Raw genomic sequence first — 16,189 nt, 5'->3', positions numbered from 1 at the left:
TTTGCTATAATTGCCTTAGTTGCCGCGCTAATGGGTGCGCGGTAGAATCGCGCATCTTTTTCTCCTCTACTCAGACTGACGTTATGAAATTTCCTGGCCAACGCAAATCAAAGCATTACTTTCCTGTTCATGCACGTGACCCACTTGTTATCCAAGCACAAGAAAATAAAAAAATGTCACGTACACATATTATTGGTATCGACCAGACCTTGGTGGATATAGAAGCGAAAGTAAATACTGACCTCATCGAAAAATATGAGCTTAGTAAAGGCCATTCGTTAGTGATTGACGATCAGAAGGCCGAAGCTTTGTACACTGAGCTCAAACAAAATGGTCTGATTACTAACGAATATGCTGGGGGAACGATTGGCAACACATTACACAATTATTCGGTGCTGGCAGATGATCGCTCAACGTTGTTAGGTGTGATGAGCCAAGATATAAAAATTGGTAGCTACGGTTATCGTTATTTATGTAATACATCAAGTCGGATGGATCTGAATTATTTACAAGCGGTCGATGGAGCGATTGGGCGCTGCTTTGCCTTGATCACAGAGGATGGAGAAAGAACCTTTGCTATTAGTGAAGGGCAAATGAACCAACTTCGCGCAGAAAGTGTTCCAGAAAAAATATTTAAAAGTGCTTCAGCCTTAGTACTGACTGCTTATTTAATTCGCTGCAAAACTGGTGATCCAATGCCAGAGGCAACAATGAGAGCGATTGAATATGCTAAGAAATATGATGTACCTGTTGTTTTAACCTTAGGTACTAAATTTGTTATTCAAGATGACCCTCAATTTTGGCAAAATTTTTTGCGTGATCATGTCACTGTTGTTGCCATGAATGAAGATGAAGCCGAAGCATTAACCGGGGAAAGTGATCCCCTTGCAGCGTCAAATAAAGCCTTAAACTGGGTTGATCTTGTATTATGCACCGCAGGCCCAGTCGGTTTATTTATGGCAGGATATACTGAAGATGCGGCGAAACGTGAAACATCGTTGCCACTATTACCTGGTTCTATTGCTGAATTCAATCGTTATGAATTTAGCCGCCCAGCATCAAAAATAAGTTGTGAAAATCCGATACGTGTTTATTCTCATATTTCACCGTATATGGGTGGACCTGAGAAAATTAAAAATACTAATGGTGCGGGAGATGCGGCGTTATCGGCATTGCTGCATGATATGGCAGCCAATAAATATCATAAAGAGAACGTCCCTAATTCGAGCAAGCATCAGAATAACTTTTTAACCTATTCATCCTTCTCGCAAGTTTGCAAATATTCCAACCGTGCCAGTTATGAGGTGCTAGCCCAGCATTCACCTCGTCTGTCACGTGGTTTACCTGAACGTGAAGACAGCTTAGAAGAAGCGTATTGGGAAAGATAAAAGATTAAAATAATAAAAAGGCTCCGTTAGGAGCCTTTTTATTTGCTAAAGAGTTATTAAATCTCGAATTCTTCTAGAGATTTACCTGCATCAAGTTGCTCTTGAATTGCAGAAGGTGTGCGACCTTGACCTGTCCATGTTTTTTCTTGGCCATTGGCATCAAGATATTTGTATTTTGCTGGACGAGGTGCGCGTTTGCCTTGAACTTTAACTTTGTTCTTAGTTTCACCAGAAAGTGCAGAAATTAATGCGCTTACATCAATACCGTCTTTGGCAATCTGTTCTGCAATCGCAGCCAGCTTCGCTTCTTGTTCTGCGCGAGCAGAGCGTTCTTCTTCTTCCGCTTCTCTGCGTTCTTGAACAACGATCGTTAATTTATCTAGTGCTTCTTCAAGCTGCTCTAGAGTGAGTTCACGGGAAAAAGCGCGTAGGCTACGAATATTAAGTAGAGTTTTTGTTAATTCAGACATGACTATTCCTATTTGATTTAATTTAGTCGACACAGCAATAATAAACTGCTGAATTGGTACTTACAATATTAGATTCAAATATTAATGAAAATTTTATAGATAAATAAAAATCAAAAAAATATGAACTTGTTAGTGATGAGCTAATTTCATACATAAGTAGTAGTATCAAGAAGATCATCAATGATTTTTAGATAGACTTATAATTAATGTTTTTTATTATAATCTTCGTGATATTCATTGCACCACATTATGAAAGAAGTCTCAATGTTTCTTAATGAATGTGACCAATAATTGATGCACTTTGATGACATGATCGGTTGCAATGCATTCGTTGTTAAGTACAATGTCATTTACCTAAAGCGAAGTAAGACATTTATCATTGTTAAAATGACTTAATAACGGTGGTTTATTGTACTTTCTTTGACGTAGAGGTGCGGTAAAAAATAGTAACTTCTGTTGGGGTAATGCCAATGAACAAAAGTGAAAGGTTTTATCGCCGAAGTAAGTATGCACATTAAAGCAGCTTGCTGGGGTTGTATTCGAATAGGAACAACACTGCCATAGTCTATTCTTTTTTTAAACTATGGAGCGCTACTGTAGGGTTGGGTGAAGTGTTCGCTTCCCTTTCGCTTAGTTCAACATGAATTACGTGGTTATCTTAGCTCGTAATTTGTCTGCAGTAGATCTCTAACCATTTACTTACTGGTTTTTGAAGATCATGAATTTAATCGATTTTGCATCATCTCCTCTGTCGCTGTTACCGCCTCTGGTAGCATTAAGTTTGGCTGTTCTTACACGCAGAGTACTTGTTTCATTAGGTGTCGGTATTGTACTAGGCGCGGTATTACTCGCGGATTATTCTTTTGGTAGTGCATTCAGTTATGTTGCTACTAAGGTATCAAGCGTCTTTGTTGCTGATGGCGGCATTAACACTTGGAATATGAGTATCGTCGGGTTTTTGCTTTTATTAGGTATGATGACCGCGCTATTAACTTTGTCTGGCGGTACTCGTGCTTTTGCCGAATGGGCACAAGTCCGCGTAAAAAGTAAACGTGGCTCAAAACTGCTGGCGGCATTTTTGGGTGTGTTTATTTTCGTTGATGATTATTTTAACAGTTTAGCCGTAGGTTCTATTTCTCGCCCTGTGACTGACCGCTTTTATGTATCTCGCGCTAAACTTGCCTATATCCTTGATTCAACTGCAGCACCAATGTGCGTTGTGATGCCAGCTTCTAGTTGGGGCGCGTACATTATGACGATTATTGGCGGTATTCTCGTTTCTCACGGGATTACCGAATATTCGGCATTGGGCGCGTACATGCGTTTAGTACCAATGAATTTTTATGCCATTTTTGCATTACTGATGGTGTTTGCGGTGGTGTGGTTCCAATTAGATATTGGTCAAATGCGCCAGCATGAAATTAATGCCTCCCAAGGCCGTGGATTTGACGACGCAAATGAAAACGATAGCCAAGACGCACATGAGTTAAATGAAGAGCTTGATATCAAAGAGAGCGAACATGGCAAAGTGTTGGATCTGGTTCTGCCTATCGTATTACTCATCATTGCAACGGTTTCAGCCATGTTATTTACGGGTGGTCAATCTTTAGCCGCAGACGGTAAAGCATTTGATCTACTGGGTGCGTTTGAAAACACCAATGTCGGCGCTTCATTGATTTACGGCGGGCTAGTTGGCTTGGCGATGGCTCTGTTTACTGTGTTTAAGCAAAAGCTGCCAATGAATGACATCCGTAATACATTGTGGATCGGTGCTAAATCGATGTTTGGTGCGATTTTGATCCTGATTTTTGCGTGGACAATTGGCTCTGTTATTGGGGACATGAAAACCGGTGCGTACATGTCATCTTTGGTTCAAGGTAATATTGATCCGCATTGGCTACCGGTCATCTTATTCTTACTATCGGGCGTGATGGCGTTTTCAACCGGCACTTCTTGGGGAACGTTTGGCATCATGTTGCCCATTGCTGGAGATATGGCCGCGGCGACCGATATCGCTCTAATACTCCCTATGCTGAGCGCGGTGCTCGCTGGTTCCGTTTTTGGTGACCACTGTTCTCCTATTTCTGACACCACCATTTTATCGTCGACAGGCGCGCGTTGTAACCATATCGATCACGTTGCGACACAATTGCCGTATGCACTGGCTACGGCCTTGGTTTCGAGTGTCGGTTTTGTTGTTTTAGGAATGACAGCGTCAGTGCTGATCTCGTTGGCTTGTGCTTCTGTTGCATTTATCATTGTGTGCATGATTATGGCCGCTATGGCGAAATCAAAAATGACACATTGCGAGACGTTGTAGCCGTATTTTGGTTAAATAGAGTTGATAAAAGGGAAACGAAAGTTTCCCTTTTTTATTACTGGTGCACGACGGCGAAAAAAGATTTTAAAAAAGCAAAATTTTTAGTTGAAAAAGAACATCAGCTTGGTTAGTGTGGAGTCAAGACAGCAAACCAATAAGAGCTGATAAGTATGCGTAATTTTGTAATGAACATTCATCATCACCATCACCCTAAATAATCTTTCGGGGAGGTGTACGCATACCCGGGAGGCAGGAAACTCCCGGTGGTTAAGTCAAAGCATTTAGATTAAAACCCTCGGGAGAACGCAAATCTCCCGAGGGTTTTTTCATTTTGCTTTAACTCAATTCCAAATACATTCAATACATTGCACAGGGAAATTGTCATGCAAACACAACGCCTAAGAATTGCCATCCAGAAGAAAGGCCGCTTGAGCTCAGAGTGCCAAGACTTACTTAAAAAATGCGGCGTGAAATTCAATATCATGGGTGAGCGTCTTGTCGTTCACTCTCTCAATATGCCGATCGACCTACTGCTAGTGCGTGATGACGACATACCCGGGCTGGTGATGGACGGTGTGGTTGATCTCGGTTTCATTGGTGAGAATGAACTGGAAGAGGTGCGTTTAGAACGCTTGTCGCAAAATAAGAAAAGTGAGTTTGTTTCACTGCGCCGTCTTGATTTTGGTGGTTGCCGCTTATCCATCGCGATCAATAAAGATCAGCAATACAACGGTCCTCAAGATTTGGCGGGTAAACGCATCGCCACAACTTATCCGCAGCTACTCAAAGCGTACATGGATGAAAAGGGCATTGATTTTAGCACTTGTGTGCTCACAGGTTCTGTTGAGGTTGCGCCACGAGCTGGCCTAGCTGATGCGATTGCTGACCTTGTTTCTACCGGCGCAACATTAGAAGCGAATGGCCTCAAAGAGGCTGAAGTTATCTTCCAATCCAAAGCAACACTCATTCAGCGTCAAGGTGAATTCAGTGAAGATAAGCAAGCATTGATTGCTCGTTTATTGACGCGTATGCAAGGCGTGATTCAAGCCAAAGAGTCCAAATACATCATGCTGCATGCCCCGGTTGATCAATTAGAAGCGATTAAAGACTTACTTCCGGGAGCGGAAGACCCAACAGTGCTGCCTTTATCGGCGGAGAAAAATCGTGTTGCAGTACATGTGGTCAGTACCGAGAACCTATTTTGGGAAACCATGGAGCGCCTAAAAGCATTAGGGGCGAGTTCTATTTTGGTTTTACCTATCGATAAAATGATGGAGTAACGGCGATGAGAACTGTCGTTTGGCAATCGTTGAGTGAAACTCAGCAAGATTCAATTTTAGAACGCCCGGCCATTACTGAAGGAGCCAATGTCACTGCTGCCGTGAGCGCCGTGATTGCGCAGGTGAAAGCGCAAGGTGACCAAGCTTTAATTGAGTTAACTGAAAAATTTGACCGCGTGAAACCGGATTCAATTCGCGTTTCAAGTGGTGAGATTGATGCGGCGTGCGAGCGTCTTTCTGACAAGATGAAACAAGCGCTTCAACAAGCTTATGAGAACATTACTAAGTTCCATAAAGCACAAAAGCTGCAACCGATCAAAGTGGAAACGCAGCCGGGAGTGGTGTGTGAACAAGTCACGCGTCCAATTAATACGGTGGGCTTGTACATTCCCGGAGGCAGTGCGCCTTTACCTTCTACCGTATTAATGTTGGGTGTTCCTGCACAAATTGCAGGGTGTCGTAAAGTGGTGCTCTGCTCACCGCCACCGATTGCGGACGAAATCCTCTACGTGGCCAAGCTGTGTAACATTGATGAGGTGTACAACATTGGTGGTGGTCAAGCGATTGCAGCAATGGCTTATGGGACTAAATCCGTTGCTAAAGTAGACAAAATCTTCGGCCCCGGTAATGCCTACGTGACAGAAGCAAAACGTCAAGTGAGCAATGATTTTCGCGGTGCAGCGATTGATATGCCAGCGGGTCCTTCGGAAGTGTTGGTGATTGCTGATGATACGGCTGATGCCGATTTTATCGCGGCAGATCTGCTTAGCCAAGCTGAGCACGGACCTGATTCACAAGTTGTGTTAGTGACCCCTTCAGCGGTGATTGCCGATCAAGTAACAGATGCAGTGCAAAAGCAGCTAAAAAGCTTATCTCGCGCCGCCATTGCAGAAAAAGCCTTGGCTTCTAGTTTGATTATCATCGCTGAGTCTTTGACCCAAGCGGTTTCTATCTCGAACTACTACGGTCCTGAGCACTTAATTGTGCAAACGCGGAACCCTCGTGAGCTGTTGCCGTTACTTGATAACGCTGGCTCAATTTTCTTAGGTGAGTGGTCACCAGAATCAGCCGGTGACTACGCTTCGGGTACCAACCACGTTTTGCCAACATACGGTTACACGCGTACTTATTCTAGCCTTGGTTTAGCTGATTTTAGTAAGCGCATGACGGTGCAAGAACTCAGCGCAGAGGGCTTACAAGGGTTAGCGCCAACCGTGATCACAATGGCAGAAGCTGAAGGATTGGATGCACACAAACGTGCGGTCACCATTCGAGTCGAAAAATTGCAAAAGGCGAAAAAATAATGGAAAAACTGGCTCGTAAGCAAATTCAAGCACTGAAACCTTACTTATCGGCTCGCCGTATTGGCGGCAGTGGTGATGTGTGGCTCAATGCCAACGAATCGCCATTCAATAATGAGTACAAAACCGATTTTGTACGTTTGAACCGTTACAGTGATTGCCAACCCAAAGCTATGATCGATGCGTATGCGGCTTATGCCAAGGTACAGCCAGAGCAGGTGTTGACCTCACGCGGTGCTGATGAAGGGATTGAACTTTTGATCCGCGCATTTTGTGAGCCCAATCAAGACGCTATTTTATACTGTCCGCCGACTTATGGTATGTACGCGATTAGCGCTGAAACGTTCGGTGTCGAGCGTAAAGTTGTGCCATTAACAGCGGATTGGCAGCTCGATCTGTCAGCCATTCGTGCCAATTTAGACAGCGTGAAGTTGATCTTCGTTTGTAGTCCTAATAATCCAACCGGCAATTTGGTTAAGCGCCAAGATATTATTGCTTTGCTGGAAATGACTAAAGACCGCGCTATTGTCGTGATGGATGAAGCCTACATTGATTTCTGTCCAGAAGCCTCAACCGTTGATTTATTAGCGCAATACCCGAATTTGGCGATTTTACGCACCTTATCTAAAGCGTTTGCGCTTGCCGGTTTGCGCTGCGGTTTTACCTTGGCCAATAAAGAGCTGATTGATGTGCTGCAGAAGGTAATTGCACCTTATCCCGTGCCAATTCCGGTAGCAGACATTGCCGTGCAAGCGTTATCGGAAGCTGGGCTGGCTCGTACCAAATTCCAAGTGTTGGATCTCAATGCAAACCGTGCTTACTTACAAGCAGGGTTGTATATGGTGCCCAATTTAACTGTGTTTGAAGGGTGGGGAAACTACCTATTAGTGAAATTTCCCGATGGCGATGCATTGTTTAAAGCCGCTTGGGATCACGGCATCATTTTACGCAATTCTCCGATTGAAAATTGTGTGAGGATCAGTATCGGTAATCGCGAAGAGTGTGAAAAAACACTCGCTTTTATTCGCAATTATTATCAGTAATCGAGCACCATAAATAGCCCAAAATGAATAAAGAGCCAGTCGTTTAAGTAACGTTACTGGCCAATAGAAAAGGATATTCCAGTGAGCAAACAGCAAAAAATTCTCTTTATTGATCGTGACGGCACCTTAATTGTTGAGCCTCCGGTCGATTTCCAAGTTGATCGTTTAGACAAACTGAAACTAGAGCCGTATGTGATCCCAAGCCTACTGGCTTTGCAGGCTGCGGGTTATCGGCTGGTAATGGTCACCAACCAAGATGGACTGGGGACGGATAGCTATCCTCAAGCCGATTTCGATGCCCCTCATGCGATGATGATGGATATTTTTCAGTCCCAAGGAGTGCTCTTTGATGATGTGTTGATTTGCCCGCACTTTGAAAAAGATAATTGCTCTTGCCGCAAACCCAAACTGGGGATGGTTAAAGAGTATCTGCAAGGAGGCAAAGTCGATTTTCAGCAATCAGTGGTGATTGGCGATCGAATGACCGACCTGCAACTGGCTGAAAATATGGCGATCCGTGGCATTCAGTATCATCCGAAAAGTATGGGATGGCGTGAAATAGTTAAAGACTTGACCGTGAAAGCGCGCAGCGCCGAAGTGGTGAGAACCACTAAAGAGACCGACATTAAAGTTGCGGTCAATTTGGATGAAGCGGGCGGCAATCAAATTGCTACTGGGTTAGGTTTTTTTGACCACATGCTTGACCAAATCGCAACCCATGGCGGTTTTCAATTGAAGTTGAGCGTTAATGGGGATCTGCACATTGATGATCACCACACCATTGAAGATACCGCATTAGCACTCGGGCAAGCCTTAAAAGAGGCATTAGGCGATAAGCGTGGTATTGGTCGTTTTGGTTTTTCGTTGCCGATGGATGAGTGTTTAGCACAATGTGCGCTCGATCTCTCGGGTCGCCCTTATCTGAAATTTGAGGCCACCTTTACACGTGAGCAAGTGGGCGATCTCTCCACTGAAATGGTATATCACTTCTTCCGTTCATTAACCGATACTTTGGCCTGTACGCTACACCTCTCATCCAGTGGCGAGAATGATCACCATATTATTGAAAGTCTCTTTAAGGCTTTTGGCCGCACATTGCGCCAAGCCATTAAAGTGGAAGGCAATGAACTACCTAGCAGCAAAGGAGTACTGTAATGTCGTCAGTCCGCGAAGCGATGAGTGATCACAGCAGCCAGCCGCAAAAGGTCGTCATCATTGATACAGGCTGCGCTAATGTGTCTTCCGTGAAATTTGCCATCGAACGCTTGGGGTACCCAGTCACTATTTCAAAAGATCCTGATGTGGTGTTGACGGCAGATAAGCTGTTTTTACCCGGTGTCGGTACGGCAAGTGAGGCGATGAAAAATCTGCAACAGCGCGATTTAATCACCTTGGTGAAACAGGTTGAAAAGCCACTGCTCGGCATCTGCTTAGGCATGCAACTGTTAGGTCAGCTGTCAGAAGAAAAAGGACAGCAAGCTAGCGATCAAGCTAATGGCATTGTTGATAATGATATTGTGGAATGCTTGAGATTATGTGACGGCGAGGTTCGCCTGATGGATACAGGCGATTTACCACTGCCACATATGGGTTGGAATACGGTCAATGCCGAAAGAGGCCATCCTCTGTTTAAAGGCATTGAGCAGGGTGAATATTTCTATTTTGTCCATAGCTACGCCATGCCCGTCGGTGAATACACGATTGCCGAATGTGAATACGGTAAGCCTTTCACCGCGGCGCTGCAAAGCGGTAATTACTATGGTGTCCAATTTCACCCAGAGCGCTCATCCAAAGCTGGCTCAGCACTGATCAAGAACTTCTTGGAATTATAAAAGGGAATTAGCAATGATTATTCCAGCATTAGATTTAATTGATGGCCAAGTGGTTCGCTTATTTCAAGGCGATTATGGTCAAGTTACCGAATACAAAGTGGACCCTGCAGAGCAGTTTCGCCTCTATCATCAGGCTGGAGCTAACTGGTTGCACCTTGTCGATTTAACGGGTGCAAAAGATACCTCAGCCCGACAGCTTGATCTGATTGCCAAACTGCTTGCCAGTACCCCTGCCAATATTCAAATTGGTGGCGGTGTGCGTAGTGAGCAAGATGTGGTGGATTTATTAAATGCGGGTGCGCAGCGCGTGGTTGTCGGTTCTACGGCCGTAAAACAGCCTGAATTAGTCAAAGGATGGATGGAAAAGTATGGCGCAGAAAAAATTGTGCTAGCGCTCGACATCAACATTGATCAAGACGGCACACGTAAAGTGGCCATTTCAGGTTGGCAAGAAGATTCAGGTGTAACGATAGAAGCCTTGATTGATGATTACCTAACGGTCGGTTTGACACACGTATTGTGCACTGATATTTCCCGCGATGGCACACTAGCCGGTTCTAACGTTGAGTTGTATATCGATTTATGCAAACAGTACCCACAAGTACAGTTTCAATCCTCAGGTGGTATCGGTAGCTTAGCGGACATCAAAGCCTTAACAGGCAGTGGCGTCGCAGGCGTGATTGTCGGTCGAGCCTTATTAGATGGTAAGTTCACCGCTCAGGAGGCATTTGAATGTTGGCAAAACGCATAATTCCTTGTTTGGATGTTCGCGATGGACAAGTCGTGAAAGGGGTGCAGTTTCGCAATCACGAAATCATTGGTGATATCGTACCGCTTGCAAAACGCTACGCCGAAGAGGGTGCGGATGAGTTGGTGTTTTACGACATTACCGCGTCGAGTGATGGCCGAGTGGTGGATAAAAGTTGGGTTGCGCGTGTCGCGGCAGTGATTGATATTCCATTTTGCGTCGCGGGCGGTATTAAATCTGCCGAAGATGCTGCGCGAATTTTAGAATTTGGTGCAGATAAAGTCTCCATTAACTCTCCAGCGCTCGCTAACCCACAGTTGATTACTGACTTGGCGGATAAATTTGGCGTGCAATGTATTGTGGTCGGCATTGACTCTTACTTCGATCAAGAAACGGGTCAGTATCAGGTCTATCAATTTACTGGCGATGAGACGCGCACTAAAGCAACGCAGTGGCAAACTTGCGATTGGGTACAAGAGGTACAAAAACGTGGTGCGGGTGAAATCGTATTGAATATGATGAACCAAGACGGCGTGCGCAATGGTTATGATCTACAGCAACTCCAGAAGGTACGTGCTGTGTGTCGCGTGCCACTTATCGCTTCTGGCGGGGCGGGAACGATGGAGCACTTTGCGCAAGCTTACCAACAAGCTCATGTCGATGGTGCGTTGGCGGCATCGGTTTTTCACAAGCAGATCATCAATATCGGCGAATTAAAACAATATTTACAAGCAGAAGGTGTAGAGGTAAGACGATGAGTTTTCAAGTATCGAGTGCGGTTGCACTTTCTGAGCGTATTGATTGGAACAAAGTTGATGGCCTTGTTCCGGCGATAGTGCAAGATTTTCAATCAAGTCAAGTGCTTATGATGGGTTACATGAACCAAGATGCGTTGCAAAAAACCGCGCAAACAGGCCAAGTGACGTTCTTTTCTCGCAGCAAACAGCGGCTTTGGACCAAAGGAGAGACCTCTGGTCATGTGTTACAGTTAAAAAACATGGCGCTCGATTGTGATAACGACACTTTATTGGTCAAAGTGAATCCCATTGGGCCAACGTGCCATACTGGAACCACAACCTGTTGGGATAACGATGCACAAGAAGAGTCTCAAATGGTGTGGCTTCATCAGCTTGAGCAGCTATTGGCTGCCCGCAAGAGTGCCGACCCTGATTCCTCTTACACCGCTAGCCTTTATGCCCGTGGAACAAAGCGTATTTCGCAGAAAGTGGGCGAAGAGGGCGTTGAAGTTGCACTTGCGGCGACGTCGGGCGATAAGGCGGAGTTAGTGTGTGAGTCTGCTGATTTGATTTATCACTTATTGGTGCTATTGCAAGACCAAGGATTAGCGTTGAGTGATGTGATTGATAAGCTTAAAGAACGCCATAAATAAACACAGTGAAGCCTCTTAAATAAAGAGGCTTCCGTTTTTTGAGAGCGGTGTTAGAGGGTAATTTCTTTCCACTCACCGGGTTGTAGATCGCCTAAAACAATGTCGCCCATCGCGTAGCGCACTAAGCGCAGTGTTGGAAAGCCAATATGCGCTGTCATACGTCGTACTTGCCGGTTTTTACCTTCAGTAATGGTAATCGCAAGCCATGTGGTTGGGATTTGTGCGCGAAAACGAACCGGTGGATTACGTTCCCACAAGGTAGGCGGTTGCAAAATCTCAACCTTGGCAGGCAGCGTCATGCCATCTTTTAGCTCTACACCTTGGCGCAATTTATCTAAATCGTTTTGAGCGGGTTCTCCTTCTACTTGAACCCAATACGTTTTTGGTAATTTTGACTGCGGCTGCGTTAGTCTTGCTTGCAAGATGCCGTCATTGGTGAGCACCATCAAACCTTCGCTATCTCTGTCCAAGCGACCTGCGGCATACACCTCTTTTACGGGAATAAAATCAGCGAGAGTTTTGCGCCCATCACCATCGGTAAACTGGCTTAGCGTATCAAAAGGCTTATTAAAGATGATGACTTTTCGATCAGCAAGTGATACTCGTTTTTTTACCTCTTCTGCAGATGAGGAGGAGCGGGCGGTTGAGCGCTGATGTGGATCGCGCCGTTTAAAATGAGAAGAGCCAGAGGGTTTTGATACTGATGAAGAATCACGACGCAAGCGGGATGACATGTTAACTACCTTGCAAAAATGTAAATGAAGTGTGTTTGAAAGTTTTCTGAACTTTGGATTTAAGCTATGATTTGCGCGCCCAGAAACAGGATTGACGCACAAGATAATAGACTATTATCCTAGTTTTGTTTAATTATACTCAACCCATGCTATTTGGATTCAGTATCAATAAAGGGTTTGGGTGTATACGTATTTTCACTCAATGACTAAAATCGGATAACGCTCAACGACATTCGATTCAGTTTTTGAAAGAGTGACGCTATCGTGTTCAAGTCGCGAGGATGCTAACCCACTTGACACGGACAATCACACAGCGCTGTTTCATCCAATGGTGCTGCTAGAACAAATAGGGAAATTTTTCATGCCTACAGAAAAACCTACAATTATTTATACCATCACAGACGAAGCACCAGCACTGGCCACTTATTCTTTATTGCCGATTATCCAATCCTTTACCGCCTCGTCAGGCATTAGCGTTGAAACCCGCGATATTTCACTGGCTGCGCGTATCCTTGCCAGCTTCCCTGAACATTTAAAAGAAAATCAACGTGTAAGTGATGCGCTTGCCGAATTAGGTGAACTGGCGACCAAACCAGAAGCGAATATTATTAAACTGCCTAACGTTTCTGCATCGGTCCCACAATTGAAAGCCGCGATTAAAGAGTTGCAGGAAAAAGGTTACGACCTACCAAATTATCCTGAAGAACCAAGTGCCTACGAAGAAGAAGCGATTAAAGCGACTTACGATAAAATCAAAGGTAGTGCGGTTAACCCTGTGTTGCGTGAAGGAAACTCCGATCGCCGCGCACCATTATCAGTCAAGAATTATGCGAAGAAAAACCCACATTCAATGGGCGCATGGTCACCGCAATCCCGTTCACATGTTGCCAGCATGCAAGACAAAGATTTCTATGGAACAGAAAAGTCAGTCACCATTGAAGGTGACACTAAGGTCAAAATTGAGTTTGTCGGCCATGATGGCTCGACTAAAGTCTTAAAGAAAGAGTTTGCGCTGCTTGATAAAGAAATTATCGATGCTTCAGTCTTAAGCAAAAAAGCGCTAGTTGAGTTTTTCGAGCAACAAATCGCAGCAGCGAAACAGCAAGATGTGCTGCTTTCCTTGCACATGAAGGCAACCATGATGAAAGTGTCTGACCCAGTCATTTTCGGCCATGCCGTTAAAGTGTACTACAAGGACGTATTTGCGAAGTATGGCGCGTTGTTTGATTCATTAGGTGTTGATGTCAACAATGGCCTAGGCGATGTTTACGCGAAAATACAAGCATTGCCACAAGCACAGAAAGAAGAAATTGAAGCCGCGATTCAAGCGGTTTATAACACGCAGCCACCGCTTGCTATGGTCGATTCTGACCGAGGTATTACTAACCTACATGTCCCAAGCGATATCATTGTTGATGCGTCAATGCCAGCAATGCTGCGCGCTTCTGGTCAAATGTGGGGGCCAGATGGCAAGCAACAAGACACCAAAGCACTGATCCCCGATCGCTGCTACGCTGGCGTTTATCAAGCGGTGATTGATTTTTGTAAAAAGCACGGCGCATTTGATCCCACCACGATGGGCAGTGTGCCAAACGTGGGCCTTATGGCGCAAAAAGCTGAAGAATATGGATCGCACGATAAAACCTTTATCCTCGATGCAGCGGGTTCGGTACGTGTTGTGGATACCTCCGGCAAAGTATTGCTAGAGCAAGCTGTTGAAGCTGGTGATATTTTCCGCATGTGCCAAGTGAAAGATGCACCGATCCAAGACTGGGTGAAACTGGCCGTGACTCGCGCCAGAGCTACTGGCGTTCCTGCGATTTTCTGGTTAGACGATCAGCGCGCGCATGACCGTGAATTGATCAAAAAAGTCAACGTCTACCTTGCTGATCATGATACGGCTGGCTTAGATATTCAGATCCTATCACCCGTTGAAGCGACTCTGTTCACACTTGAGCGTCTCAAAGCGGGTAAAGATACCATCTCAGTTACGGGTAACGTACTGCGTGATTACCTCACGGATCTATTCCCCATTCTTGAGCTCGGTACTTCGGCTAAAATGTTGTCGATTGTTCCCTTGATGAATGGCGGTGGCTTGTTTGAAACAGGTGCTGGTGGCTCTGCGCCAAAACACGTTCAGCAGGTTGAGAAAGAAAACCACTTGCGTTGGGATTCGTTAGGCGAATTTTTGGCGCTGGCGGCGTCTTTGGAACATTTGAGTGTTGTCACTGGAAATGCGAAAGCGAAAGTACTAGCCGATGCGCTTGATAAAGCCACAGGTAAGTTCCTTGATCTCAATAAATCACCATCGCGCAGAGTTGGTGAGCTTGATAACCGTGGCAGTCACTACTATCTTGCAACCTATTGGGCTGAGGCCTTAGCAGAGCAGACGGCGGATGCTGATTTAGCGGCGGAATTCGCACCGATTGCGAAGCAGCTACAAGAAAATGAACAGGTTATCGTCTCTGAGCTGAATCAGGCACAAGGTACTCCGGGTGATTTGGGTGGTTACTATGCGCCAGTGTTTGAAAAAGCATCAGCACTAATGCGTCCAAGCCAAACCTTGAACGCGATCATTGGCGCTTAACCTTCAGTTATTCACCTCTAAGCAATAAAAAAACCCGCCAGTTCGGCGGGTTTTTCATCAAATACACGTTTGGCAGCGATTATTTTGCAAGTTGACCTTCGATTGGAACAACAGCGCTAGCGTGATAACCTTTCGGCCCCTGTTCAATCTCGTAGGAAACTTGTTGGCCCGCTTTGAGTGTGCGGTAGCCTTCCATTTGAATGGTTGAATAGTGAGCAAAAATATCGGTATCCTCACCTTCTGGACAAATAAACCCAAATCCTTTGGCGTTGTTAAACCATTTTACTGTACCTGTAGCCATGCTTTACATCCCTCATTGCATTTTAGTTACTGATGTTGTTATCGAGAAACTTATCCTAAAAACGTTACCCGAATGTGAATATCAATTCAGCCGCTGCCAAATTTTTAGTCACTAATTGACCAATGTAGTCAATGATTCGGCACAGTCAATAGGCAAAAGGTATGATACTCGACATATTTGCAAATAAATCACTTTTCAGGTTTACATTGTTGTAACGATTAAATAGGGCGTTAAGAATGAAATAGTTAAAGAAAGCAGTTGCTTTTGTTTTCTTTTTAATCAACTACGCCGTTGATAGTTCGGAATAGCAATGTTTTATTTGCAGCGATACAATTGCTGCATTAGTCTCTAAGTAAGGGTTGTTTTTCAACTGTGTCGGTAGCACTAATAACATTAATAGATTCCAACGACACAATGGTTACTGAGAGGCACACGGTTCCACTAGGTAGAGAAGCACTCTAAATACGGTCATCATGAGTAAACATTTTGAATGGGTGACTCCAGACTCAGATCTTCTGGAGAAAGAGAAGACAGCAATTAAACCACCAGCGATGTACAACGTAGTTCTCAATAACGATGACTACACGCCGATGGAGTTTGTGATTGAAATCCTTGAGCGATTTTTCTCGATGGATATCGACAAAGCAACACAGATAATGCTCAAGGTGCATTATGAAGGGAAAGCAATTTGTGGCACGTTCAGTGCCGAGATTGCAGAGACCAAAGTAGCTCAAGTTACTTTGTACTCAAGGGAAAATGAGCATCCACTGCTTTGTACTATGGAGCAAGCGTAGT

15 protein-coding genes, 1 riboswitch and 1 other annotated feature are annotated in these 16,189 nt (G+C 44.7%); of the genes, 12 read left to right on the top strand and 3 right to left on the bottom strand.

The window, feature by feature from the left end:
• Positions 1-83 precede the first annotated feature (83 nt).
• Positions 84-1,388: an inosine/guanosine kinase gene (locus AACT23_RS08125; protein ID WP_088721150.1), complete on the top strand. Its 1,305-nt coding sequence runs from the start codon at positions 84-86 to the stop codon at positions 1,386-1,388.
• Positions 1,389-1,444: 56 nt separating this feature from the next.
• Here the strand turns inward: AACT23_RS08125 and AACT23_RS08120 are convergent, their stop codons facing one another.
• Positions 1,445-1,858 (bottom strand): H-NS histone family protein, encoded by a 414-nt coding sequence (locus AACT23_RS08120; protein ID WP_017043902.1) that lies wholly within the window; start codon positions 1,856-1,858, stop codon positions 1,445-1,447.
• 418 nt (positions 1,859-2,276) lie between these two features.
• Positions 2,277-2,460, top strand: a riboswitch (Lysine riboswitch).
• 116 nt (positions 2,461-2,576) lie between these two features.
• Here AACT23_RS08120 and AACT23_RS08115 point away from each other — a divergent pair.
• The 9 genes from AACT23_RS08115 to hisIE all read left to right on the top strand — a co-directional run bounded on the left by AACT23_RS08115 (position 2,577) and on the right by hisIE (position 11,772).
• Positions 2,577-4,178 (top strand): Na+/H+ antiporter NhaC family protein, encoded by a 1,602-nt coding sequence (locus AACT23_RS08115; RefSeq protein ID WP_094129382.1) that lies wholly within the window; start codon positions 2,577-2,579, stop codon positions 4,176-4,178.
• Positions 4,179-4,371: 193 nt separating this feature from the next.
• Positions 4,372-4,508 (top strand) — a sequence feature (His leader region).
• A gap of 53 nt (positions 4,509-4,561) precedes the next feature.
• On the top strand, positions 4,562-5,458 hold the full coding sequence (gene hisG / locus AACT23_RS08110) for an ATP phosphoribosyltransferase (protein WP_026027608.1): 897 nt from the start codon (positions 4,562-4,564) through the stop codon (positions 5,456-5,458).
• Between the two features lie 5 nt (positions 5,459-5,463).
• The gene (hisD, locus tag AACT23_RS08105; RefSeq protein ID WP_094129379.1) at positions 5,464-6,762 is read left to right on the top strand and encodes a histidinol dehydrogenase; all 1,299 of its coding nucleotides are present in this window, start codon (positions 5,464-5,466) and stop codon (positions 6,760-6,762) included.
• Positions 6,762-7,802 carry a histidinol-phosphate transaminase gene (gene hisC, locus AACT23_RS08100; RefSeq protein ID WP_017043905.1) on the top strand — a complete coding sequence of 347 codons (1,041 nt, stop codon included), beginning with the start codon at positions 6,762-6,764 and terminating at the stop codon, positions 7,800-7,802. The genes hisD and hisC overlap by 1 nt, the downstream gene beginning before the upstream one ends.
• 81 nt (positions 7,803-7,883) lie before the next feature.
• Complete coding sequence (gene hisB, locus AACT23_RS08095; RefSeq protein WP_094129376.1) at positions 7,884-8,957, top strand: bifunctional histidinol-phosphatase/imidazoleglycerol-phosphate dehydratase HisB; 1,074 nt, start codon at positions 7,884-7,886, stop codon at positions 8,955-8,957.
• Positions 8,957-9,634 (top strand): imidazole glycerol phosphate synthase subunit HisH, encoded by a 678-nt coding sequence (gene hisH, locus AACT23_RS08090; protein WP_094129373.1) that lies wholly within the window; start codon positions 8,957-8,959, stop codon positions 9,632-9,634. Before hisB ends, hisH begins: the two co-directional genes overlap by 1 nt.
• A 13-nt stretch (positions 9,635-9,647) precedes the next feature.
• The gene (hisA, locus tag AACT23_RS08085) at positions 9,648-10,385 is read left to right on the top strand and encodes a 1-(5-phosphoribosyl)-5-[(5-phosphoribosylamino)methylideneamino]imidazole-4-carboxamide isomerase (RefSeq protein ID WP_013857092.1); all 738 of its coding nucleotides are present in this window, start codon (positions 9,648-9,650) and stop codon (positions 10,383-10,385) included.
• Positions 10,367-11,140, top strand: coding sequence for an imidazole glycerol phosphate synthase subunit HisF (gene hisF / locus AACT23_RS08080; RefSeq protein ID WP_017044649.1), 774 nt, complete (start codon positions 10,367-10,369; stop codon positions 11,138-11,140). Before hisA ends, hisF begins: the two co-directional genes overlap by 19 nt.
• Positions 11,137-11,772, top strand: coding sequence for a bifunctional phosphoribosyl-AMP cyclohydrolase/phosphoribosyl-ATP diphosphatase HisIE (gene hisIE / locus AACT23_RS08075; protein ID WP_017043909.1), 636 nt, complete (start codon positions 11,137-11,139; stop codon positions 11,770-11,772). The genes hisF and hisIE overlap by 4 nt, the downstream gene beginning before the upstream one ends.
• Positions 11,773-11,822: 50 nt before the next feature.
• Here hisIE and AACT23_RS08070 read toward each other — a convergent pair whose 3' ends face one another.
• On the bottom strand, positions 11,823-12,506 hold the full coding sequence (locus AACT23_RS08070; RefSeq protein ID WP_206208096.1) for a pseudouridine synthase: 684 nt from the start codon (positions 12,504-12,506) through the stop codon (positions 11,823-11,825).
• A gap of 361 nt (positions 12,507-12,867) precedes the next feature.
• On the opposite strand from AACT23_RS08070, the gene AACT23_RS08065 reads away from it, so the two are divergent.
• Positions 12,868-15,093 (top strand): NADP-dependent isocitrate dehydrogenase, encoded by a 2,226-nt coding sequence (locus AACT23_RS08065; protein ID WP_029189738.1) that lies wholly within the window; start codon positions 12,868-12,870, stop codon positions 15,091-15,093.
• Between the two features lie 79 nt (positions 15,094-15,172).
• Here AACT23_RS08065 and cspD read toward each other — a convergent pair whose 3' ends face one another.
• A complete protein-coding gene (gene cspD, locus AACT23_RS08060) occupies positions 15,173-15,394 on the bottom strand; it encodes a cold shock domain-containing protein CspD (protein WP_013857087.1) in 222 nt (73 codons plus the stop codon).
• Positions 15,395-15,867: 473 nt separating this feature from the next.
• Between cspD and clpS the strand changes: the two genes are divergently transcribed.
• Positions 15,868-16,188, top strand: coding sequence for an ATP-dependent Clp protease adapter ClpS (clpS, locus tag AACT23_RS08055; RefSeq protein ID WP_010319243.1), 321 nt, complete (start codon positions 15,868-15,870; stop codon positions 16,186-16,188).
• Position 16,189 lies beyond the last annotated feature (1 nt).

The sequence above is a fragment of the Vibrio sp. V09_P4A23P171 genome (genome assembly GCF_963875615.1).
Taxonomy (GTDB): Bacteria; Pseudomonadota; Gammaproteobacteria; order Enterobacterales; family Vibrionaceae; genus Vibrio; species Vibrio anguillarum.
This window is presented reverse-complemented; position numbering and strand designations above follow the sequence as displayed.